This window comes from Tsukamurella pseudospumae (assembly GCF_001575195.1).
In the GTDB taxonomy this organism is placed as follows: Bacteria; Actinomycetota; Actinomycetes; order Mycobacteriales; family Mycobacteriaceae; genus Tsukamurella; species Tsukamurella pseudospumae.
This window is the reverse complement of sequence record NZ_LSRF01000058.1, coordinates 818,692-837,689: the sequence shown is the minus strand read 5'-3', so window position 1 is coordinate 837,689 and position 18,998 is coordinate 818,692. Positions and strand designations below refer to the sequence as shown.

21 protein-coding genes and 1 tRNA gene are annotated in these 18,998 nt (G+C 71.5%); 8 read left to right on the top strand and 14 right to left on the bottom strand.

Features of this window, described 5'->3' with window-relative positions:
• Positions 1-18: 18 nt before the first annotated feature.
• The 3 genes from AXK60_RS22575 to yczE form a co-directional block, all read right to left on the bottom strand.
• Complete coding sequence (locus tag AXK60_RS22575; protein ID WP_068574714.1) at positions 19-249, bottom strand: hypothetical protein; 231 nt, start codon at positions 247-249, stop codon at positions 19-21.
• 136 nt (positions 250-385) lie between these two features.
• On the bottom strand, positions 386-1,123 hold the full coding sequence (locus tag AXK60_RS22570; RefSeq protein ID WP_068574712.1) for an SDR family oxidoreductase: 738 nt from the start codon (positions 1,121-1,123) through the stop codon (positions 386-388).
• Positions 1,042-1,758 carry a membrane protein YczE gene (gene yczE / locus AXK60_RS22565; protein WP_175400092.1) on the bottom strand — a complete coding sequence of 239 codons (717 nt, stop codon included), beginning with the start codon at positions 1,756-1,758 and terminating at the stop codon, positions 1,042-1,044. The genes AXK60_RS22570 and yczE overlap by 82 nt, the downstream gene beginning before the upstream one ends.
• A 61-nt stretch (positions 1,759-1,819) precedes the next feature.
• Between yczE and yczR the strand changes: the two genes are divergently transcribed.
• Positions 1,820-3,265, top strand: a complete 1,446-nt coding sequence (gene yczR, locus AXK60_RS22560) for a MocR-like transcription factor YczR (protein WP_068574708.1) — start codon at positions 1,820-1,822, stop codon at positions 3,263-3,265.
• A gap of 1 nt (position 3,266) precedes the next feature.
• Here yczR and AXK60_RS22555 read toward each other — a convergent pair whose 3' ends face one another.
• The gene (locus AXK60_RS22555; RefSeq protein WP_139058084.1) at positions 3,267-4,067 is read right to left on the bottom strand and encodes a hypothetical protein; all 801 of its coding nucleotides are present in this window, start codon (positions 4,065-4,067) and stop codon (positions 3,267-3,269) included.
• Positions 4,068-4,174: 107 nt separating this feature from the next.
• On the opposite strand from AXK60_RS22555, the gene AXK60_RS22550 reads away from it, so the two are divergent.
• Both AXK60_RS22550 and AXK60_RS22545 read left to right on the top strand, forming a co-directional pair.
• Entirely contained in the window at positions 4,175-4,666 is a 492-nt protein-coding gene (locus AXK60_RS22550; protein WP_139058083.1) for a hypothetical protein, read from the top strand.
• 60 nt (positions 4,667-4,726) lie between these two features.
• Positions 4,727-5,347 (top strand): DoxX family protein, encoded by a 621-nt coding sequence (locus AXK60_RS22545; protein ID WP_068574702.1) that lies wholly within the window; start codon positions 4,727-4,729, stop codon positions 5,345-5,347.
• Positions 5,348-5,751: 404 nt separating this feature from the next.
• Here the strand turns inward: AXK60_RS22545 and efeB are convergent, their stop codons facing one another.
• From efeB to AXK60_RS22530, 3 genes are all read right to left on the bottom strand, one after another.
• Complete coding sequence (efeB, locus tag AXK60_RS22540) at positions 5,752-7,020, bottom strand: iron uptake transporter deferrochelatase/peroxidase subunit (RefSeq protein WP_068574700.1); 1,269 nt, start codon at positions 7,018-7,020, stop codon at positions 5,752-5,754.
• A complete protein-coding gene (gene efeU, locus AXK60_RS22535) occupies positions 7,010-9,049 on the bottom strand; it encodes an iron uptake transporter permease EfeU (RefSeq protein WP_068574698.1) in 2,040 nt (679 codons plus the stop codon). The genes efeB and efeU overlap by 11 nt, the downstream gene beginning before the upstream one ends.
• Positions 9,050-9,114: 65 nt before the next feature.
• Complete coding sequence (locus tag AXK60_RS22530; protein ID WP_068574695.1) at positions 9,115-9,990, bottom strand: DNA-formamidopyrimidine glycosylase family protein; 876 nt, start codon at positions 9,988-9,990, stop codon at positions 9,115-9,117.
• A gap of 22 nt (positions 9,991-10,012) precedes the next feature.
• Here AXK60_RS22530 and AXK60_RS22525 point away from each other — a divergent pair, with 22 nt between their 5' ends.
• Positions 10,013-10,765, top strand: coding sequence for a 3'(2'),5'-bisphosphate nucleotidase CysQ (locus AXK60_RS22525; protein WP_068574693.1), 753 nt, complete (start codon positions 10,013-10,015; stop codon positions 10,763-10,765).
• Between the two features lie 78 nt (positions 10,766-10,843).
• Here AXK60_RS22525 and AXK60_RS22520 read toward each other — a convergent pair whose 3' ends face one another.
• On the bottom strand, positions 10,844-11,275 hold the full coding sequence (locus AXK60_RS22520; RefSeq protein WP_068747106.1) for a DUF6463 family protein: 432 nt from the start codon (positions 11,273-11,275) through the stop codon (positions 10,844-10,846).
• Positions 11,276-11,368: 93 nt separating this feature from the next.
• Between AXK60_RS22520 and AXK60_RS22515 the strand changes: the two genes are divergently transcribed.
• Positions 11,369-11,920: a TetR/AcrR family transcriptional regulator gene (locus AXK60_RS22515; protein WP_068574691.1), complete on the top strand. Its 552-nt coding sequence runs from the start codon at positions 11,369-11,371 to the stop codon at positions 11,918-11,920.
• On the opposite strand, the gene cobF is transcribed toward AXK60_RS22515, so the two are convergent.
• Both cobF and AXK60_RS22505 read right to left on the bottom strand, forming a co-directional pair.
• Positions 11,921-12,679, bottom strand: coding sequence for a precorrin-6A synthase (deacetylating) (gene cobF / locus AXK60_RS22510; RefSeq protein WP_068574689.1), 759 nt, complete (start codon positions 12,677-12,679; stop codon positions 11,921-11,923).
• Positions 12,676-13,299, bottom strand: coding sequence for a TetR/AcrR family transcriptional regulator (locus AXK60_RS22505; RefSeq protein ID WP_068574687.1), 624 nt, complete (start codon positions 13,297-13,299; stop codon positions 12,676-12,678). The genes cobF and AXK60_RS22505 overlap by 4 nt, the downstream gene beginning before the upstream one ends.
• A gap of 144 nt (positions 13,300-13,443) precedes the next feature.
• On the opposite strand from AXK60_RS22505, the gene AXK60_RS22500 reads away from it, so the two are divergent.
• Complete coding sequence (locus tag AXK60_RS22500) at positions 13,444-14,442, top strand: hypothetical protein (RefSeq protein ID WP_068574685.1); 999 nt, start codon at positions 13,444-13,446, stop codon at positions 14,440-14,442.
• Between the two features lie 31 nt (positions 14,443-14,473).
• Here AXK60_RS22500 and AXK60_RS22495 read toward each other — a convergent pair whose 3' ends face one another.
• Entirely contained in the window at positions 14,474-15,073 is a 600-nt protein-coding gene (locus AXK60_RS22495; protein ID WP_068574682.1) for a pyridoxamine 5'-phosphate oxidase family protein, read from the bottom strand.
• Between the two features lie 37 nt (positions 15,074-15,110).
• Between AXK60_RS22495 and rnhA the strand changes: the two genes are divergently transcribed.
• Entirely contained in the window at positions 15,111-15,554 is a 444-nt protein-coding gene (gene rnhA, locus AXK60_RS22490; RefSeq protein WP_068574680.1) for a ribonuclease HI, read from the top strand.
• A gap of 6 nt (positions 15,555-15,560) precedes the next feature.
• Here the strand turns inward: rnhA and AXK60_RS22485 are convergent, their stop codons facing one another.
• Together AXK60_RS22485 and AXK60_RS22480 are read right to left on the bottom strand one after the other, a co-directional pair.
• On the bottom strand, positions 15,561-16,055 hold the full coding sequence (locus tag AXK60_RS22485; protein WP_068574678.1) for a DUF2510 domain-containing protein: 495 nt from the start codon (positions 16,053-16,055) through the stop codon (positions 15,561-15,563).
• A gap of 18 nt (positions 16,056-16,073) precedes the next feature.
• A complete protein-coding gene (locus AXK60_RS22480; RefSeq protein ID WP_068574676.1) occupies positions 16,074-17,216 on the bottom strand; it encodes a metallophosphoesterase in 1,143 nt (380 codons plus the stop codon).
• 82 nt (positions 17,217-17,298) lie between these two features.
• On the opposite strand from AXK60_RS22480, the gene AXK60_RS22475 reads away from it, so the two are divergent.
• A tRNA-Arg gene (locus AXK60_RS22475) sits at positions 17,299-17,375 on the top strand.
• 9 nt (positions 17,376-17,384) lie between these two features.
• Here AXK60_RS22475 and AXK60_RS22470 read toward each other — a convergent pair.
• Positions 17,385-18,971: a VWA domain-containing protein gene (locus tag AXK60_RS22470; RefSeq protein ID WP_082778197.1), complete on the bottom strand. Its 1,587-nt coding sequence runs from the start codon at positions 18,969-18,971 to the stop codon at positions 17,385-17,387.
• Positions 18,972-18,998 lie beyond the last annotated feature (27 nt).

Sequence of the window (18,998 nt, the reverse complement as noted above, 5' to 3'; positions counted from 1 at the left end):
ACCGCTGGCCGGAAAGACCTACGAGGCCTTCGGGATCTGCCAGGTGCCGGCGTCGGTGCAGGTGAGAACGATGCCGCTGTACCGGTCGAGGGCGAGTTTGCCCAGCGACTGGGCGGCACAGGACTCGCCGACCGCGCCGGTCGCGTAGTCGTAGTCGTCGGAGGGGCCCGCGTTCGCCGGTGCCGCCGCGAGGATCAGTGCGGCTCCGGCCACCGTGGAGATCATGGCGGTCTTGATGAATGTGCGCATTTCGCACCACCTTTCGTCACTCCTCACGCTAGGAGCGACGATGGTGCCGCACATCCGGGCCGGCCCCTGGGTTCTGCGGCCACCGGCTCAGGGCTGAGCCCCTACCTCGAACGGGTGAGACGGCGGAGAAGTCGAATCAGATGAGGCGGCGGGTCAGCTCGTCCGGGGCGTGGCGCAGCACCGCGCCGAGCGGCGTCCAGGGCCACGACGGCACGGCGGCCTCCTTGGGCTCCCGGTCGATGGCCTTGACCAGCGCCTTGACGCCGTCGTCGAGTGAGGACTTCATCGAGGTCTTCACGCCCTTGTTGATGTCCGTCTCGATGAAGCCCGGCTTGATCACGGTGACCGTGATGTCACTGCCCGCGAACTCCGCCTGCAGCCCCTCACCGATCGCGGTGAGACCGGCCTTGCTCGCCGAGTACGCGGTCTGGGCCTTGGGCATGCCGCGCTGGCCGGCGATGGAGCTGATGAGCACGAGGTGGCCGCGGCCCTGCGCGCGGAAGACCTCCAGCACGGCTTCGATCTGCGCGAGCGCGCCGGTCAGATTGGTCTGGATCGTCTCCAGGTTGGCGTGCGCCTTGCCCGTGCCGAGCGGCGCACCCTTGCCGACACCGGCGTTGACGATCGCGCGATCCAGGCCGCCGAGGCGCTCGACGGCGGCGCCGATGGCGACGGGGACGGCGTCGAAATCCGTGACGTCGAGCCGCCCGATCTCGACGGTGCCCGCCTTCGGGCACGCGGTGAGCTCGGCGCGCAGCGCCTCGAGCCGGTCGAGGCGCCGCGCGAGGAGCGCTACGTCCTCGCCGCGCTCCGCATACGTCCGAGCCATGCCTTCGCCGAGGCCGGAGCTGGCTCCGGTGATGAGGATCCGCATTCCCCCATAGTAGCGACCGCATCGTGGCCCCCGCCGTGCCCGTCACCGCCCTGCGCCAACGCCGGCCCGCCGAGGCCGGTGCGCGCGAACAGCTGGATCAGCGGGCCGACACCCACCGCGTAGAGCAGCGTCCCGACACCGAGGGTCCCGCCGAGCAGGAAGCCCACGATCACGACGAGCACCTCCATCGACGTGCGCACCACCCGCACCGAGCCGCCGGTCCGGGCCACGAGCCCCGTCATCAGGCCGTCCCGCGGGCCGGGCCCCATCCCGGCCCCGATGTAGAGCACGGTCGCGAAGGCGTTGAGCACGATGCCGCCGAGCATCATCGGGATCGCCACGACCAGCGCGGGGTCCTCCGGGAACAGCGGCGCCATGGTGTCGAAGGCGACGCCGATCACGATCACGTTCGCGACGGTGCCGAAGCCCGGCTTCTGCCGGATCGGGATCCACAGGAGCAGCACCAGCGCGCCCACGATGATCGAGACGACACCCACCGAGAGGTGCATCTTCTCCGCGAGCCCCTGGTGCAGCACGTCCCACGGCATGTTGCCGAGCCCGGCGCGCAGGATCGCGACCATGGCCGTGCCGTACAGCCACAGGCCCACGAACAGCTTGATCAGTCGAATCATCATGACACTCACAATGCCGCGAAGTGGCATGGCAATCCATAGCCAGTTCTGAGATACTGGCCTCATGTTCCCCTCAACTGGCACCGTCGGCGCGGCCGCTCTCGCCCGCCAGCTCGGCTCCTGGAGGCCCGACGGTCCGCGTCCGGCCTACCTCGCCCTCGCCGAGGCCCTGCGCCTGCTCGTGCTGGACGGTCGGGTCCCCGTCGGGACCGCGCTCCCGAGCGAGCGCGCCCTGGCGGCCCACCTCGAGGTCAGCCGGACGACGGTGACCGCGGCCTACGCCGAGCTCCGTGACAGCGGGCACCTGCAGTCCCGGCAGGGCGCGCGGAGCGTGCTCACGCTGCCCCACTCCGTACCCGCCGAGCCCGCCGACACCGGGCCGGAGGCCGACCTGATCCGGCTGAACATCGCGGCACCGTCGGCACCCGACCAGATCGTGCACGACGGCTACCGGCACGCCCTCGAATGCGCCCCGCCCTACCTCGCGGGCATCGGACTGTACCCGGGAGGCGTTCGGGCGCTGAAGGAATCGATCGCGCGACGCTACTGCGACCGCGGCCTGCCGACGACCGAGGACCAGGTGCTCGTCACCTCCGGCGCGCAGCACGCGCTGCGGGTGGTGTTGGACACGCTGGTGCACCCCGGCGACCGCGTACTCATCGAGCAGCCCACCCACCACGGCTCCATCCTCGCGATCCGACGGCACAACGCGCGTCCCGTCGCCGTGGGGCTGCACCCGGACCACGGCTGGGATCTCGATCAGGTGGAAGCCGTGGTGAAGCAACAGAATCCGCGGATCATCTTCACCATTCCCGACTTCCACAATCCGACGGGGCTGCTCCTCGACGAGACCGGACGGCGGCGGCTCGGGGAGATCTCCGCGCGCTACCGCGTGCCCGTCGTCGTCGACGAGACGATGGCCGAGCTCGCGCTCGACGCGCCCGCTCCCCCGCCCGTGGCGGCGTTCGCACCGCGCGGCGCCCGCATCATCACGATCGGCTCCGCGAGCAAGACCATCTGGGCGGGCCTGCGCGTGGGCTGGATCCGCACGGAGAACTCGCCCGACGCACTGACCGCCGCCCGGCACGACATGGACCTCGCCGGCGCCGTCTTCGAGCAGCTCGCCGCCGGCTACGCCCTCGACCACCTCGCCGACTTCCTCCCCGGGCGGCTCGACGCCCTGCGCGCCGGCCGCGCGGTCGCCCTCGAGGTCGTCGCCGAGCACCTTCCGGGGGCGACCGCCTCGCCCGGCGTCGGCGGCCTGTGCCTGTGGGTGACGCTGCCGCGACCGGTCGGCACCGCGACGGCGGCCGCCGCTGCGGGACTCGGGGTGCGTATCGCCGCCGGCTCCGCCTTCGGGGTCGACGGTGCCCTCGAGCGCAACATCCGGATCCCCTACTCGCTGCCGCCCGATCAGCTCCGGCGGGCGATCGAACTGGTGGGGGCGGCGTACCGTCGGGCCACCGGCGGCGCGTCCGTGCCGGACCTGGAGGGACAGCTCGTGGTGTGAGCTACGCGCCGCAGGCGGAGACGCGAGCGCGGGAGCCGCAGAAGGTGATGCCGCCACTGAAGATGACGTCGGTGTTCGCATCCAGCCGCACCCGCTCGGTGGCGCGCAGGAGGTCACCGGCTGCGGAGGGCCGGACGCGGGTGATGCGCCGGACCGCGTTCGAGAAACCCGAGTCGGTCTCGACGTCCTCGAGCACGAAGTCATAGTAGACGCCGTTCTCGCACTGGGCGCCCGTGCTGTCGCAGACCACCTTGTAGTACCCGGTGCCCGTGCCGTCCGCGCGAATCGTCAGGCCGCGCCAATGCCCGCCGTAGAAGCCCGCCAAGGGCGAGAGGCCCACGCGCGTGTAGTGGTACGTCGTGCCGCGCAGCGGTATCGACCACACCATCGAGTTCCAGTCGATCGCCGCGACGACCATCCGTGTCCGCGGATCGCCGCGTTGCTGAATCGCCGTGGGCGAATAGTCGCCCGCCCGATCCATAGCGACCACCTCCCACGTCCCCGCGCCCGCGACGGCGCCCGACGCGCTGACCACCTCGGTCCTTCCGTCGACGAGGTACCTCTCGAGCACCTCATTCGGCGCCTCCACTCGCCGCCACGTGCCGACCAGGAGGTCACGGACACGCTCGACCTCGGCGGCACGGGCTCGCGGGTCCGCGGAGCTCGAGGCCGATGACGACGCAGGCGACGACGCGGACGTCGACGTTCCCGGCGAGGTCGCCGGCGAGCACGCGATGACGAGCAGTCCCGTCCCTGCGGCGGCGGCCACCGCGCGACACCCCCTCCGCATGTTCGCGATCATGTATCTAGTATATGTCCATACCGCATCGCTTGCCCATCCTTGCAGGCAAGAAGAAGGAGCGGCCCGCGCCACAAGTATCGTCAAATCTTAATAGGTACATTGCTTTCATGGATACTGGACTTCCTGCGCCGCCTCACCGTCGACGCTCGGCCACCTGGATCATCTACATGGGCGTGATCACGCATTTCACGTTCGCGTGCGCGATCACCTGGATGTGGTGCGGCAGCACCTCCAACCGCGCCATCACCACCGTGGTCCTCATCGGCACGTTCGCGACCGCGTCTGCAGGATGTGTCTCTCTGGCGATCGGCACGGGGTGCCGCCGTGGCGGTAGGCCGATCTTCTACGCGAAGAATCAGGACCGCACCTGGGTCCCCTACGTCTCACTCCTCACGCCAGGTCGCGTCGCCGCAGGGCCTCTGTTCGGCGCGGTCCTGCTGACACCACTGATCGCGTTGTTGTTCTCGCGGCACGGTGGGCCGACACAGCTCGAGATCGTCGCGTTCGTCGTGTACTCAATCGTGGCGAATGGGGCGATGTGGCTGAGCTACCGGTCTGTTCGCGACTACCACCGGGGAGTCGCGCTCGAAACGCGGTGACGTGTGACACATTTCGCGCCTCCCGGAATCCCTGGGACCGCGGTCCGGTTGAACCATGGCATGGGACAGAACAACACCGCACGTGACCTGGGACTCCTCGCCCTCCGCACCGCCGTCGGCGGGGCGCTCGCCTACCACGGCGCGCAGAAGCTGTTCGGCGTGTTCGGCGGCCACGGGCTGGACGCCACCGGCCAGGGCTTCGAGTCGATGGGCTTCGCGCCCGGCAAGCCGAACGCGGCCATCGCCGGTGCAGGCGAGCTGGCCGGCGCTGCGCTGGCCCTCGGAGCCGCCACGCCGCTGGCCGCCGCCGGTGGCGTCGGCGCGATGATCGTCGCCGCCGAGGTGCACCGTCCGCAGGGCTTCGCTGCGCAGGGCGGCGGCAACGAGTACCCGATCACCCTCGGTGTCGCAGCCGCCGCGCTGGCCCTCACCGGCCCGGGCAAGTACTCCGTCGACCACCTGCTGGGCGACCGCCTGAACAAGCCGTGGCTGGCCGCGCTCGCGCTCGGCGGCGCCGCCGCCGGTGCCGGCGTCACGATCGCGCGCCGCAACGCCGCGCTGGCGCAGGCCGCGGCCGTGTCCCAGGAGATCGAGGACGAGGCCGCCGAGGGCGACTTCCTGCTCGGCGATTACGACCCGGAGACGGGCGAGAACGACGGTGCGGACAAGCTGATCAAGTAGTCCCCACCGCCGCGGCACTCACCGGCCGCGAAGAAGCGGATGCCGCCGGACCCCTCACCCAGGGGCCGGCGGCATCGTCGTCTGCGGAGTGACTGCGCTTCAGGATGTCGAGTTCTGCGGCAGTGAGCCGCGCGCTGAAGCACTGATACTGCCGCAGTACTCGAAATCGTGAGAGCCCCTGGCGGGGTGTGGAGCGCCGGGCGCGGGGTGCGGAGCGCGGGGTGCGGGACGCCCTCCGCACCCCGAACTCCCAGCAACGCATGACTTCCGGCCTGCCGGACGAGGGACGAGTGGTGGCGACGCCGTCGAGCGCATCGGAGGGCCCGAGGCGCTAGCCGAGCGGACCGAGGTCTAAGCGAGCGGCGTCGCCACCACTCGGCCCGGCCTGCCAGGCACCGTCGGAACTACCGGAAGAGCCCGGCCCCCAGGAAGTCGTCGCCACCGCGCACACCGGGCACGGCGAAGAAGTAGCCGCCGCCGAAGGGGGTCACGTAGTCGGTGAGCGGCTCGTCGATGAGGCGCTTCTGGACCGTCTCGAACTGCGCGTCGATGTCCTGTTGGAAGCAGATGAAGACGTGGCCGCACGCCATGTTGCCGTTCATGTCCAGGCCCAGGTCGTAGTTGTACGACCGGCGCACCAGGCGCTGCTTCTCCGTCTCCTCACCCTCGCGCGGGTTCGCCAGGCGGATGTGGGAATCGGTCGGAATGACGTTCCCGTCCGGGTCCTTCGAGTAGTCGGGGTCGTCGGTCTCCTGAGCACCGTCGAGCGGCGCTCCGGTGTCGCGACGACGTCCGAACATCCCCTCCTGCTCGGCGATCGAGACGCGGTCCCAGAACTCGACCATCATCCGGATCAGCCGCACCACCATGTAGGTGCCGCCCACGGTCCATGACGGCTCGCCGGCCTCGTTCTTCGGGGCGACCCAGATCAGCTCTTCCGCCTGGTTCCCCACCGGATTGGCCGTTCCGTCCTTGAAGCCCAGCAGGTTCCGCGACGATCCCTCCGGCCGCGGCGGGGCGCCGTAGCCCTGCATCTTCCACCGCAGCTGCATCGCGCCGCGGGTGTGCTTGGCGATGTCGCGCAGCGCGTGGTGCACGGTGTCGGGGTTGTTGGCGCACAACTGCAGCACCAGGTCGCCGTGCATCTGCGCGGCGTCCGGCTGGTCGTTCGGGAACACCGTCATCGGCTTGAGCTTGCGCGGCTTACGCACGCTCAGCCCGAACCGGTCGTCGAACAGCGAGTCGCCCACGCCGAGCGTGATCGTCAGCCCGTCGGCCGGGACCACGGGGCCCAGAACCGCGCTGTCCGACGGCGGCTTCCCCACACCGAGATCGGCGGGCGCGCCGCCCGCGGTGAGGAACCGCGCGCGATCGGTGATCGTGCGCAGCAACTGCTCGAGACCCGCTCGGTCCGCGGCGATCACGTCGAACGCCGCGACCATGAGCGATGCCTGCTTCGCCGACGGCGGCGGCGTCAGCACACCGGACTGGTGTCCCCCCTCGAAGGGGAAGGACTCGGAGGGCGTCGGCGCTCCGTTCTCCCGGGACCGGGCGGCGTCGCTCCGAGCACCCCCGGCGAGGACGCCGCCGATCGCCGCCACACCGACAGCGCCGACCGCCGTGCCCTGCAGGAACTTCCGGCGACCCGTGCCGGTGGTGTTCTCATCCGTCATGCTTGGGGACCTCCAGGAGGTTGGGCACGGCGGACAGGGTTTCGAGGGCCGCGCCGACGGTGCCGTTGATCTTCTGCCGCTGCGCGAGCGTGGGCGCATCGAGCGGCGGGTAGGTGCCGTCGGGCCGCTTCACGGCGTCGAGGGCCTTGACGATGTCGTCGAGCTGGCGGCGCGCTGTCGGCAGCAGGTCCGGGTCGCGGGGCGTGAGCAGCGGCTCCACGATCTGCAGAACCTTGCGGGTGGCGTCCACGTCCGCGGCGGTCGCGGCGTAGCCCGCATGCGCCCCCTGATCGCTGACGCCCGTCAGATGGTCGCGCAGCGCGTCCTCGAGGATCTCGTGGCCGCGGAGCGACAGCGTCGTGGAGTCCCCGGCGATGTCGTCGGTGCGCAGGTCCTTGCGGACCTTCGCGATCCCGTCGAGGGTCTTGTCGACCTGCGTCACCAGGGCGGCCGACGGTTCGCCGGTGTACAGCCCGTACTCGATCCGCCGGATGCCGGAGAACTCCGGATCACGGACACCGTCGGCGAACCCGTCCGGCAGGCCTGCGACGGCCTTGCCCGCGTCGCCGAAGCTGTTGTACGAGGCGCCGACGCGCTCCCACGCCGTCATGGCGTCGAGCCAGGCGCGCTTCGCGCCCGCGGTGTCACCGCCGGTCAGCGCGCTCTTCACCCGGCCCAGGGCCTCCTCGACCGAGGGCAGCACCGCCAGCACGTAGTCCTGGTACTTCACGTTCACGCCGTCGAGATCGTCCTTGGTCACCCGGGAGACGGCCTTCGGGGTGTCCCCCGAGCCGCCGGTCACGGTGAACTGCGCGGAGCGCGTGGCCTTCTGGCCCGCGAGGTAGCAGACGAACTGGTAGCCGCCGTTGCCGAGCGTCGCCGACAGGTCGGCGGTGGTAGCGGGGCCGAGCGTCTCGATCTCGCCGACCACGGCGTCCCCACTGTCGACGAGGGTGATCTCGCCGGACTTGCCGGACTTGTTCGTGACGGTGATCCGCTGCAGGCCCGGGCCCGCGCCGGAGAAGCCCTTGGCGCAGTCCGCAGCAGTGACGGTGACCGAACCCGCCGCCGGGGGCTTGGCCGGCAGGAGGGCGATGATCAGGCCCGCGACGAGCAGCGGCACCAGCACCACCACGGCCGCGACGGGCAGCGTGCGACGACCCGCGAGCCGAGCGGCCCACGCCTCGAAGCGGCCCTTGTCGTGCGCACCGGCGACGGGCGCCGGCGGCTTGGTACCGAGGAACAGCCCCAGCACGATCACCACGTACGCGATCCACGCGACGACCTGCAGCACCGTCATCTTGGGCGCCAGGTTGGTGACGCCGCTGATCAGCGCCACCCACCACGAGTCCGGGCTGATGGTGCCGCTGAGGTCGAAGGCGAGCCAGGTGCGGCCCGGGAGCACGCCGCCGTTCTGCAGGTCGCCGAGGCCGTACGCGAGCACGCCCGCCGCCACCACGATGAGCAGCACCGCGGTGTAGCGGAAGAACTTGCCCAGGTCGAGCCGGACGGCCTGCCGGTAGAGCAGAACGCAGATCCCGAAGGCGACCAGCAGACCGATCGCCGCGCCGATCGCGGGCGCGACCGCATCGCCCGAGGCCCGCGCCGCGGTCCACAGGAACAGCGTGGTCTCGAGGCCCTCGCGCGCGACCGCGAAGAACGCCGTGAGCACCAACGCGCCCGCGCCGAGCGCCAGCGCCGTCTCGACATCGCCGCGCAGGCTCTTCGACAGCGACGCGGCCGTGCGGCGCATCCAGAAGATCATGATCGTCACGAGGATCACCGCGAGCACGCTCAGCGTGCCCGCGACCACCTCGCGCGCCGTGGCCGACAGCTCCGACGTCGTGAACGTCAGCACAGCGCCGAAGCTCACCGACAACGAAGCCGCGCCCAGCGCGCCCAACCACACCGGTACCCGCGAACCGCCCGATTTCTTCACAGCGGCCAGCAGGATGCTCACTATCAGTCCCGCCTCGAGGCCTTCACGCAGGCCGATGAGGAAGTTCGGGACGGCATCACCCCAGATCATCCCTAGAAGGTAAGGCACGCCTACCGCTCGTCACACAGCGATGCCTACCCTTCGGGCGATTTCGGCTATTTCAGGAGCTTCGACATCCGACGATCCGCCAGGATCTTCCCGCCCGTCTGGCAGGTCGCGCAGTACTGGAAGGAGCGGTCCGCGAACGAGACCTCACGCACCGTATCGCCGCAGACGGGGCAGGGGCCGCCGGTGCGGGCGTGCACGCTCATCCCCGAGCGCTTCTCCGCCTTGAGGGTGGCGACGTGCTGCCCGACGGATCGGGCCACGGCATCGTCGAGCTCCGAACGCATCGCGGCGTACAGGGCGTCCGCCTGCTGCGTGTCCAGCGATTTCGCCGCGGCGAAGGGCGACAGCTTCGCAGTGTGGAGGATCTCATCCGAGTACGCGTTGCCGATCCCCGCGATCGTCCGCTGGTCCCGCAGCAACGTCTTGAGCTGCGCGCGCGAACCCGCGAGGATCGCGCCGAACTCGTCGCGGGTGACGGCCAACGCGTCCGGGCCCAGGGTCGCGACCATCTCGATCTCCTGCGGATCGTGCACGATCCACACCGCGAGCCGCTTCTGCGTGCCCGCCTCCGTGAGGTCGAAGCCCTCCCCCTCGGGCCCGACGTGCACCCGCAGCGCGATCGGCGACTTGCCTCCGGGTTTGAGCGGGGTCGGCGAGAGCTTGTCGGACCAGCGCAACCACCCCGCCCGCGAGAGGTGCACCACGAGGGAGAGCCGCTCACCGTCGGGCTTCTCGCCATCGAGGATGAAGTACTTGCCGATCCGGCGAGTGCCGGTGACGGTGGCGCCGACCAGGTCGTGCGGGCCCGGCGCGTAGGTCTTGAGCACGGACAGTGCGGCCACATCGACCCGCCGGACCTGCGTGCCGACGGCCTTGGCGCCCACGTAGTCCGCGATCGCGGTGATCTCGGGAAGCTCCGGCATACTGCCACTCTAGGGTGGGGGTATGACCTTCTTCGGGCGTTCCGACCGCGGCGACCTGTCCGACATCGACCTCGCGGCCGAGATCGCCGACGGTGCCGGGCGCATCCTGCAGGCCATCCGGCACGGGTCGTTGCTGGACGACGGGGTGCTCGGGGACACGGGCGACCGGCTCGCGCAGGCCTGGATCGCGCGGGTGCTGCAGCGGTACCGGCCGCACGACGCCGTGCTCTCGGAGGAGGCGCCCGATTCGACCGAGCGGCTCTCCGCCGAGCGGGTGTGGGTGATCGACCCGCTCGACGGGACCCGCGACTACGCCGCGCACCGCCCGGACTACGCCGTGCACGTCGCGCTGACGCAGGGCGGGCAGCCGGTGCAGAGCGCCGTCTCGCTGCCCGCGATGGGACAGGTCTTCCGCTCCGACACCGTGGTCCCGCCCACCGGGTCACTGACCGGCAACCTCGCGCTGTCGCGCAGTCGTGCGACGCCCGGCATGTTCCGGGTGGCCGAATCGCTGGACCTGCATCCGGTCTCGCTCGGCTCCGCCGGGGTGAAGACGATGGCCGTCGTCACCGGACAGGTCGACGTGTATCTGCACGCCGGCGGCCAGTACGAGTGGGACTCGTGCGCGCCCGTCGGGGTCGCGCGGGCCGCGGGCCTGCACTGCTCGCGCCTCGACGGTTCCGAGCTCACCTACAACAATCCCGACCCCTACCTCCCCGACCTGGTGATCTGCCGGCCGGAGCTGGCGGAGAAGGTGCTCGCTGCGTTGAACTGAACGCCCGGCCGCCGGTCGGCGACTGGGCCGCGCGCCCCGCGCCGCGCGCCGGCAGGGAACGTCCAGACTCGATCGCGGCTATGAAATCGTGACCGCCAGTGACACATCGGACGCCGCATGTGTCCCCGCGCGCCGGTCATCCCGACGTGCGCGGCGGGTGCCCTCGAACAACAACCCCGATGCGGCCGCCATGATCGGCCACGGCGTGCGGGTCAGGACGACTGCGCACTGCGCCGTCCACGCCGCGAGCACCCCGGCGAGTAGGTACGACGGTGCCTCGCCGCGGCGGTCGAGCCGGAGGACGAGCGCGCCGAGCAGCGCCATCGGCACCCCGAAGCTGTTGAGCGAGAACCAGTACGCGCTGCTCGCAGGTTCCGGCGCGCCCAGTTCCACGTTCCGGATTCCGCCGCCGACCCACGTGCGGGCGTGAGCGCGCCCCTTGAAGCCGAGAGCGAGCACCGTGTGCGCCACCCCGAACACCACGATCAACCGACCGGCCCACCTGATCATCGAATCCTCCCGAGGTTATACGAATACGTATAACCCCAGGATGACACGTTGTACGCCACCGCACAATAGGATCGAGGGGACGAGAGGAGCGCAATGGGCGCCTTGCGCACGCCACGCGAGAAATGGGTCGAGGCCGGGCTTGCGGCGCTGGCCGCGGGCGGGGTCGACGCCGTGCGCGTCGAGACGCTCGCCACGTCGCTCGGCGTCACCAAGGGCGGCTTCTACGGATACTTCGCCGACCGCGACGCCCTCCTGTCCGCGATGCTCGACACGTGGGAGGAGGAGACCGTCGACGCGGTGATCCGGCAGTCGGCGGACGCCACCGAGAACGCGCTCGATCAGGTGCGCGTCGCCGGGCGCCTCACCTTCTCGGAACGCCTCCTGCCCATCGACCTGGCGGTCCGCGACTGGGCGAGACGCGACGACACCGTGGCCGCCCGGCTGCGCCGCGTCGACAATGCCCGGATGCAGCTGCTGCGGGAGGCGATCGGCCTGGTCTGCGACGACCCTGAGGAGATCGAGGCGCGCGCCTTCCTCGCCTTCTCCGCGGCGATCAGTAGCAGTCTGCTCGCGGCGGATCACCCGGGAATGACACGCGCGCAGGTCGCGCGGCGCGCGGGCGACCTGCTCTTCACCGAACGCTGATCAGGGGCGGCGGAGGAGGTAGACGTCCATGATCCAGCCGTGCTTCTCCCGGGCCTCGGCGCGGGTGCGGGCGATGAGCTCCCCCACTTCGCCCACGGCACCGTCGAGGAGGATCTCGTCGGGCGTGCCGAGGTAGGCGCCCCAGTACACGTGGTCGTCGGGCCGGGCGGTCTCGCGGAAGGTGCAGTCCGCGTCGAGCATGACCACGGTGTTGCGGCCGTCGTCCTCGTGCAGGCGTCGGCCGGTGGTGATGTGGATCGGCTCGCCCACCCTGTTGAGCAGGATCGCGTGCGCCGCGGTGAGCGCCTGCACGCTGGTGATGCCGGGAATCACCTTCGGCGCCAACGGGATCACCGCAGAAACCCGGTCGAGAACCCGCAGCGTCGAGTCGTACAGCGACGGGTCGCCCCACACCAGGAAGCCCGCCGAACCTCCCTCCGGGACGTGCTCGACGATCGCGGCCGCCAGCGCCGCGGCGCGCGCGTCGTGCCAGGAAGAGACGTTCGCGGCGTAGGCACCGTCGGGCTGGGACGCGCCGTGCTCGGCGGACCGATCCCGGGGCGGATCGGGCACCAGGACCACCCGGACGCCCGGAGCGTGCCGATCGACCAGCGCCTGGCGCATCGCGGTCAGTGAGGATGCGGTCGCCTTCTCGAGCACGAACAGCGCGTCGGCGGCGCGCATCGCGTCGACGGCGCCCAGCGTCACATGCGACGGATCGCCGGCGCCGATGCCGATGACCAGTGCGGTGCGGCTCAAGCGATCGGCTCGCTGTACATGTTCAGGGTCGCGGTGAGCAGGTCGATCCGGTTCTGCTTGAGCGTCTCGCTGGTCGGGTCGATGACGCAGTACGACGCGGTGCCCTCGTGCACGGCGAGCAGCGCGTAGCCCAGCGCCTCCGGCGCGGTCACCCGACGGCCGGCGGCCTCGAGGACGTGCATCACCGTCGGAATCATGTTGGCCAGCAGCATCTGCTGCGCGTCGCGGACCGTCTGATTGAGCTCGGGGGTGCGGGTGCACAGCGCCACGAAGTCGGCGTTGACCCGCTGCCAGCGCTCGTTGACGGGGATCGCGCGCACGGCCATCTCGATGAGCTTGCCGTAGTCGGCGCCCTGCACCGTGTAGGTGTCGACGACCTTCGCCATGATGTCCATGATCCACTGCACGTGGAACCGCCAGACCTCGATGAACAGCTCCTCGAGGCTGGTGAAGTTCGAGTAGAACGCGCCCCGCGTGAAGCCGGCCGCCTCGCACACCATCTTCACGGTCGTCGAGCCGTAGCCGTGCTGCGCGAACACCATGTACGCCGCCCGGATCAGCCGCCGACGGGTCTTCGCGCGCCCCTTCGGGTCGTCCGTCTGCTGCAGCGCCGCGGTCATCCGATCGCCCAGATGGGACAGATTGCGCGTGGCTGTGTCATCGGCTCAGTGTACCCGTCGGTAGCCATCGATTCAGCCGGACTTTAAGCGGTCGCCAACCGCTGCCGCCTAGCGTCGTTGACGACCCGCCCGAGGAGGCCCGCAATGCCCGATTCCACGCCCGCTCCGCAGCGAACCGGCACCCTGCCGCGCATCGCCGGGCTCGTGCTCACCGCTGCCGGCGCCGCCGGCCTCGTCGCGTCGGCGTTCCTGACCTGGTTCACCGTGACCGCGAAGCTCCCCACGATCACGCAGCTGCCCGACCTCCCGGCGGAGGTCCGCGCCGAGGTGACGGGCGTCGGCGCGGTGACGATGCCGTCGGTCGGGGGGCGGGACGTCTCCTCGGTCGTGCCGGTTCACGCCGCATGGGCGGGCTGGTCCGTGATCGGTCTCGCGGTCGCGGCGCTGCTCCTCGCCGCCGTCGCGGCGTTCGGGCCGGTTCGGCTGCGGCGCCCGCTGGCCGCCGCCGCGGGCGCGTGCGGGCTCGCCGGACTCGGCGTCGGCGCCTACGCGCTCCTCGCGCCGATCGGCTCGCAGAAGGTCACCGTCGAGGGTTTGAGCCTGACCGTCGACACCTCCGCCGCCGTCGGGCCGTACATCGTGATCGCGGCAGCCGCGGTGGTCCTGCTCGGTGCCCTCGCGCTGCTCCTCGCCCGACGGTCCGCCCCTGCCGCGGCCCCGCTGCCGCCCGTCCCGGCGCCGCCCTTCGCGCCGACCGCGGCACTGCCGCCGCAGGCGGCCCCGGCACCGTCGCACCGCCCGGTCCCGGACCCGAGCTGGGCCCGTCCCGTCGCCCCGCCGCCCCTCCCGGCACCCGCGCCGGTCCAGGCACCCGCACCCGCACCCGCACCGGCACCAGCTCCGGCCGAGCAGCACAACACCGCGGTGGCGCCCGTGGCGCGGCGTCGGCCGCAGCCGGACTGGGACCGGAACTGGCCCGCCGGCGCCCCGCAACCTCAGAAGACCGGCCCGGCGGGGCCGTCGGAGCAGCACACCGTCGTGGTCAAGCGGCCGCCGCGCCCCGTGAAGGTCTCGCCGAAGCCCGAGACCGAGGCCATTCCCCGCCGCGATCCGCGGTTCGACGGCCCGACCCAGCCGCTCTGACCCCAGGGCACTGGGACGCGGAACGCCCCGGTCAGCCCTCGAGCTCGGCGACGCGGGCGCGCAACCGATCGATCTCGGCCTGGAGCTCGGCCTCCCGCTCAGCGGCGACCTTCTGGTACGCGGCGCCGAGCTGCTTGAGGTAGTCCCGGTCGAAGCGGGGGATGATGCTGCGCTGACAGTTCCAGTCGTAGGCCTCGACGGCGATCTCGATGGCGCGGGCCTCGTCGGTCTCGATGATCGTGCCGCGGCCGAAGACCTTGAGCCGGATCCTGCGCGGGTAGTCGACGAAGAACATGGCGAGGCGGTCGTCGGCGTCGAGGTTGCCGAGGGTGACGAACTGCCGGTTGCCCGTGAGGTCGGTGAACCGCAGCCGCCCGGTGGCCGGGTCGTGCCGCACGAACCCCGCCGGCCCGCTGCGGTACTGCAGGTAGGGCCAGCCCGTGGGGGTGACGGTGGCGAGGCAGAACTGATCGGCGCGGGAGATCACCAGCAGCTCGCGGTCGGTGAGCTCCTGCGGACCGTCGTCCGGCCGCTCCAGCGCCCCGGCGTACCCGGGCGGGCCGCCGCCCCGCCGCTGGCGGTCCACCGCGCCCGGACCGAAGGCGATGTGGTGGTAGTGGTTGTTCGGCACGGCTTCACGGTAGCGCGCCCCGCTAGGATGGCTCCCCGTGGCGGAAGAGATCGTTATCTACACGGACGGCGCGTGCCTGGGCAATCCCGGACCGGGCGGCTGGGGCGCGGTGCTGCGGTTCGGCGACCATCAGAAGGAGCTGTACGGCGCCGAGAAGGACACGACGAACAACCGCATGGAGCTCATGGGCGCGATCTCGGCGCTCGAGGCGATCACCAAGCCCTTCCCGGTGATCCTCTACACCGACAGCTCGTACGTGAAGAACGGCATCACGAAGTGGGTCGCCGGCTGGAAGCGCAACGGCTGGAAGACGGCCAACAAGCAGCCGGTGAAGAACGTCGAGCTGTGGCAGCGCCTGGAGGAGGCCGCCGCGCGCTACGAGATCGACTGGCGCTGGGTGAAGGGGCACGCGGGCAACGAGGGCAACGAGCTCGCCGACCAGCTGGCGTCGCGGGGCGCGCAGGAGGCGCGCGACTCCTAGGCGGGACTACTCGCTGCGCTCCGACCCTCGGGTTCTGCGGGCCGACGATGCCCTCCGCGCACCTCTGGTGCCGGAGAACCCGACGTTCTGAAGCAGCCCCTGCGTGCGGACGGTCCTGGGCCGTGCCGCCAGCCGGGGCGGGGCGTCCGACCTGCGCGCGACGACCGGGACCGCGCCGGGCTCCGCGAACCGGCGGGTCCACTTCTCACCGTTCCACCAGCGCATCCTGGCGCGGTCCTCGGGATCCGGGTACCAACCGGCGGGCGCGACGGGCGGCGGGAGATCCGCCTTCTTCGGCAACCGCAGCCCGGTGGCGACGGCGCGCCCCGCGGTGGCGGCCCGCTGCGCGGTGGAGAACCGCTGGGGTGTCGAGGCCCGCTGCGGCACCGGATCGGCGGTACGGCCCGCCTTCGCACGCCCCTTCGCGCCGCGCGCCGGGGCCACGCTCACCCGCACCGGACCGACCTCGGTACTCGCGCGCACCTGCATCCGACCGGCCATGTGCCGATCATGCGCTGCTCACGCCGCGCGCAGTTCCAGAATCGCGATCTCGGGCGGCGACGCGACGCGCACCGGCGGCCCCCACGCACCGGCGCCGCGGCTGGTGTAGACGGGCATCCCGTCGACCTTCTCGAGCCCGGCCACCGCGGGCTGCTGCAGCTTCACGATGTACCGGAAGGGCCACAACTGGCCGCCATGGGTGTGTCCCGCGACCTGCAGGTCCGCCCCGCGCTTCGCGAACTCGCGCCCCTGCAGCGGCTCGTGGGCGACGGCCAGCGCGAAACCCGCGGGGTCGACGCCGGCGAAGGCCGCGTCGTAGTCCACCGCCAGCGGCGGAGTGCCCTTGCGGTCGTTGACGCCGACGACGGTGATCGCGGCCCCGCCGCGCTCGAGCCGCACCGACTCGTTGACCAATGGCCGCACGCCCACGTCGCGCCAGCGCTGCACCCAGTTGACGGCGTCGCCGGCGTAGTACTCGTGGTTGCCGGTCACCGCGAACACCCCGAGCGGGGCGCGCAGCCCGCGCAGCGGGGCCAGATCCTCACCGATCTGCGCGACCGTGCCGTCGATCATGTCGCCGCCGAGGATCACCAGGTCCGGCGCCTCGGCGTTGGTCCGGTCGACGACGCCCTGCACGAACGTCCGATTCCGGACCGGGCCGGCGTGGATGTCGGTGATCAGCGCGACCTTGAGCGGTCCGAACGCCGCGGGCATCGACGCCAGCGACACCGCGGTGTGCGTGACCCGCGGGGTCGCCGCCTCGACCAGACCGTAGAGCGTGGCAACGACGGCGCCCACCACCCCGACGAGGGCCACGACGCGACGCAGCGGCGCACCGTCGAACCCGGGACGGAAGCGGCGGACCAGGCGGGCGAGCACCCACAGCACACCCAGCACGAGGAGGGTGAGCAGCAGGTAGAAGACCGTGGCGAGCCAGGTCAGGCCGGCAGCGCTGATCCAGCGCACGCCGTCGGGGGCGATGCGGCCCGCGCCCGCGAGCAAGCCGACCGCGGCGGCCACGGTGAGCAGCGCCGCGGCGACGGCGGCGACGGTGCCCGCGGTGCGGGCGGGACGGCTGGACCAGCGTCGCACGACGCGCCACTGGACCAGTGCCAGCGACGCCAGAGTGACGATCAGAACCACGATGACGCCGGTGGGCACGCGCGTCTCCCCCTCGTGCTGGTGCAAACTCGGACATCCGAATGTACCCGGCAGGCCGCGCGTGGCTAGAATCGTGCCGCACGCCCTCGTAGCTCAGTCGGATAGAGCGGATCTCTCCTAAAGATCAGGCCGCAGGTTCGATTCCTGTCGGGGGCACCAGCATCGCGCCTACTTGGCGCGCTTGGCGATCGCGGTCACGAAATCGGTGAGCATCTGATCCTCGCTGTCCGCGGACTGGGCCGTGCCGCCCGTGGCGTCGGCGATCTTCTTCAACGCGGACAGATCGGCGTCCTTGCTGATGCCGACGGTGTGGATGTTCACCGGGCGCGCCGGGTCCACCAGCTTGCGCAGCTCCGCGACGAGCTGGTCCAGCGTGGTGCCGCCGTTCTTCTCATTGCCGCCGTCGGTGAGCAGGATCAGCGAGTTGGAGTAGGCGGGGTCGAAGTCCTTCACGGCCTGCCGGTAGGCGGCGAGCGTGGTGTCGTAGAGGCCGGTACCGCCACCGACCTTGCCGGGCAGCGCCTTCACCCCGTCGAGCAGGGCCTGCCGCTGCGTGACGGCGCCGCGCTTGTCCGCCAGCGGCGCGGTCGGCACGACCTCGTTCCAGTCCTTGCCGCCGTTCGCCGCAAGGGAGAAGGACCACAGGCCGACGGCGTTCGCGTCGGGGATCTGCGTGACCACCTTGGTGAAGCCGGAGACCAGCATGCCGATGCGCGTGGTCGCGCCGGACTTCTCGTCCATCGAACCGGACGTGTCCACCACGACCAGAGTCTTGAGGGGCACCTCGAGGGTGCTGAAGGCCTGCAGGGCGTGCGCCAGCAGCTGGGGGTTCGGGTCCGCGAGCTTCGTCACCGGGCCCACGCCGCCCGACGGTGCCGCCGCCAGGTCCGTGCCGCGCAGGCCCTCCCGCGCGAGGTCGGCGCGACCGTCCGCCGAGGTGAAGGCCGCCGCGAGGCGCTGCCCGGCGTCCTTCGCCACGTTCGACCGATCCCCGGTCGCGGTGACGGCGAGCAGGATCTCGTCGCGCGGCGCGCCGGTCTTCGGCACCACCGCGGCGACATCACCCTTGGTCTTCTTCGCCGCCAGGTACGCGTACTCGGGGACGACCACGACGCCGCCCTCGGCGGCCGCGGCCTGCACGGGCTCGCCGCTGACCCGCTTCGCGGCCTGGGCGTACTGCGCGAGCGCCACGTCCAGCCCCTTGGAGTCGCCGCCCGGCGAGCCGGCCTCGGACACACCGGCCACCACCGGCGCGTCCGCGTACGGCGAGTTCGCCGGGACCGCGCGAATGGTGGCCTGCGACATCGCCGCGAGCCAGCTCGCGGGCTGCGGGATCGACGCCCCGGCGAGCACGAGGGGCGAGCCCGCGACCGCGGTGGTCGGCAGTTCACGGCCGAGCTGCGCCGCCACCGCGTCGGACCGCGCACGCGACGGGGCCACCCACAGGTCGGGCGTCTGACCGCCGCCCGTGAGGCGGCCGGCGGCGTCACCGTCCGGCGCCTCGGACACGGCGAAGGTCGTGCACCGGTCCGAGACGCGGGCGGCTTGGGCGCGCACCGCGGGGGCGAGCGCGGGGTCGGCCAGCACCGTGTAGGTGTTCGTGCCACTGCACCGCTCGAACCGGCCGCCCACGATGGCGACGAGTCCGGCGATCAGGATCGCGACGAGGCCCACGCCGAGCAGGACCCGACCGAGGTTTCGCCGCGTACGCGGGGGCTCCGCGGCCGGGTCACCCGGCGCGTAATGACGACCCATGAGTGCAGTGACGCTCTTTCTTGAGAG

Bases quoted from the DNA above. Each gene is read 5' to 3' on its own strand.
- AXK60_RS22515 (WP_068574691.1), top strand. From the start codon at position 11,369: ATGGGCGCCTTGCGCACGCCACGCGAGAAATGGGTCGAGGCCGGGCTT.
- efeB (WP_068574700.1), bottom strand. From the start codon at position 7,020: ATGACGGATGAGAACACCACCGGCACGGGTCGCCGGAAGTTCCTGCAG.
- yczR (WP_068574708.1), top strand. From the start codon at position 1,820: ATGTTCCCCTCAACTGGCACCGTCGGCGCGGCCGCTCTCGCCCGCCAG.
- AXK60_RS22520 (WP_068747106.1), bottom strand. From the start codon at position 11,275: ATGATCAGGTGGGCCGGTCGGTTGATCGTGGTGTTCGGGGTGGCGCAC.
- AXK60_RS22485 (WP_068574678.1), bottom strand. From the start codon at position 16,055: ATGGCCGGTCGGATGCAGGTGCGCGCGAGTACCGAGGTCGGTCCGGTG.
- yczE (WP_175400092.1), bottom strand. From the start codon at position 1,758: ATGATGATTCGACTGATCAAGCTGTTCGTGGGCCTGTGGCTGTACGGC.
- efeU (WP_068574698.1), bottom strand. From the start codon at position 9,049: ATGATCTGGGGTGATGCCGTCCCGAACTTCCTCATCGGCCTGCGTGAA.
- AXK60_RS22550 (WP_139058083.1), top strand. From the start codon at position 4,175: ATGGATACTGGACTTCCTGCGCCGCCTCACCGTCGACGCTCGGCCACC.
- AXK60_RS22525 (WP_068574693.1), top strand. From the start codon at position 10,013: ATGACCTTCTTCGGGCGTTCCGACCGCGGCGACCTGTCCGACATCGAC.
- AXK60_RS22530 (WP_068574695.1), bottom strand. From the start codon at position 9,990: ATGCCGGAGCTTCCCGAGATCACCGCGATCGCGGACTACGTGGGCGCC.
- AXK60_RS22545 (WP_068574702.1), top strand. From the start codon at position 4,727: ATGGGACAGAACAACACCGCACGTGACCTGGGACTCCTCGCCCTCCGC.
- AXK60_RS22470 (WP_082778197.1), bottom strand. From the start codon at position 18,971: ATGGGTCGTCATTACGCGCCGGGTGACCCGGCCGCGGAGCCCCCGCGT.
- AXK60_RS22570 (WP_068574712.1), bottom strand. From the start codon at position 1,123: ATGCGGATCCTCATCACCGGAGCCAGCTCCGGCCTCGGCGAAGGCATG.
- AXK60_RS22575 (WP_068574714.1), bottom strand. From the start codon at position 249: ATGCGCACATTCATCAAGACCGCCATGATCTCCACGGTGGCCGGAGCC.
- AXK60_RS22505 (WP_068574687.1), bottom strand. From the start codon at position 13,299: ATGACCGCGGCGCTGCAGCAGACGGACGACCCGAAGGGGCGCGCGAAG.
- AXK60_RS22555 (WP_139058084.1), bottom strand. From the start codon at position 4,067: ATGATCGCGAACATGCGGAGGGGGTGTCGCGCGGTGGCCGCCGCCGCA.
- AXK60_RS22500 (WP_068574685.1), top strand. From the start codon at position 13,444: ATGCCCGATTCCACGCCCGCTCCGCAGCGAACCGGCACCCTGCCGCGC.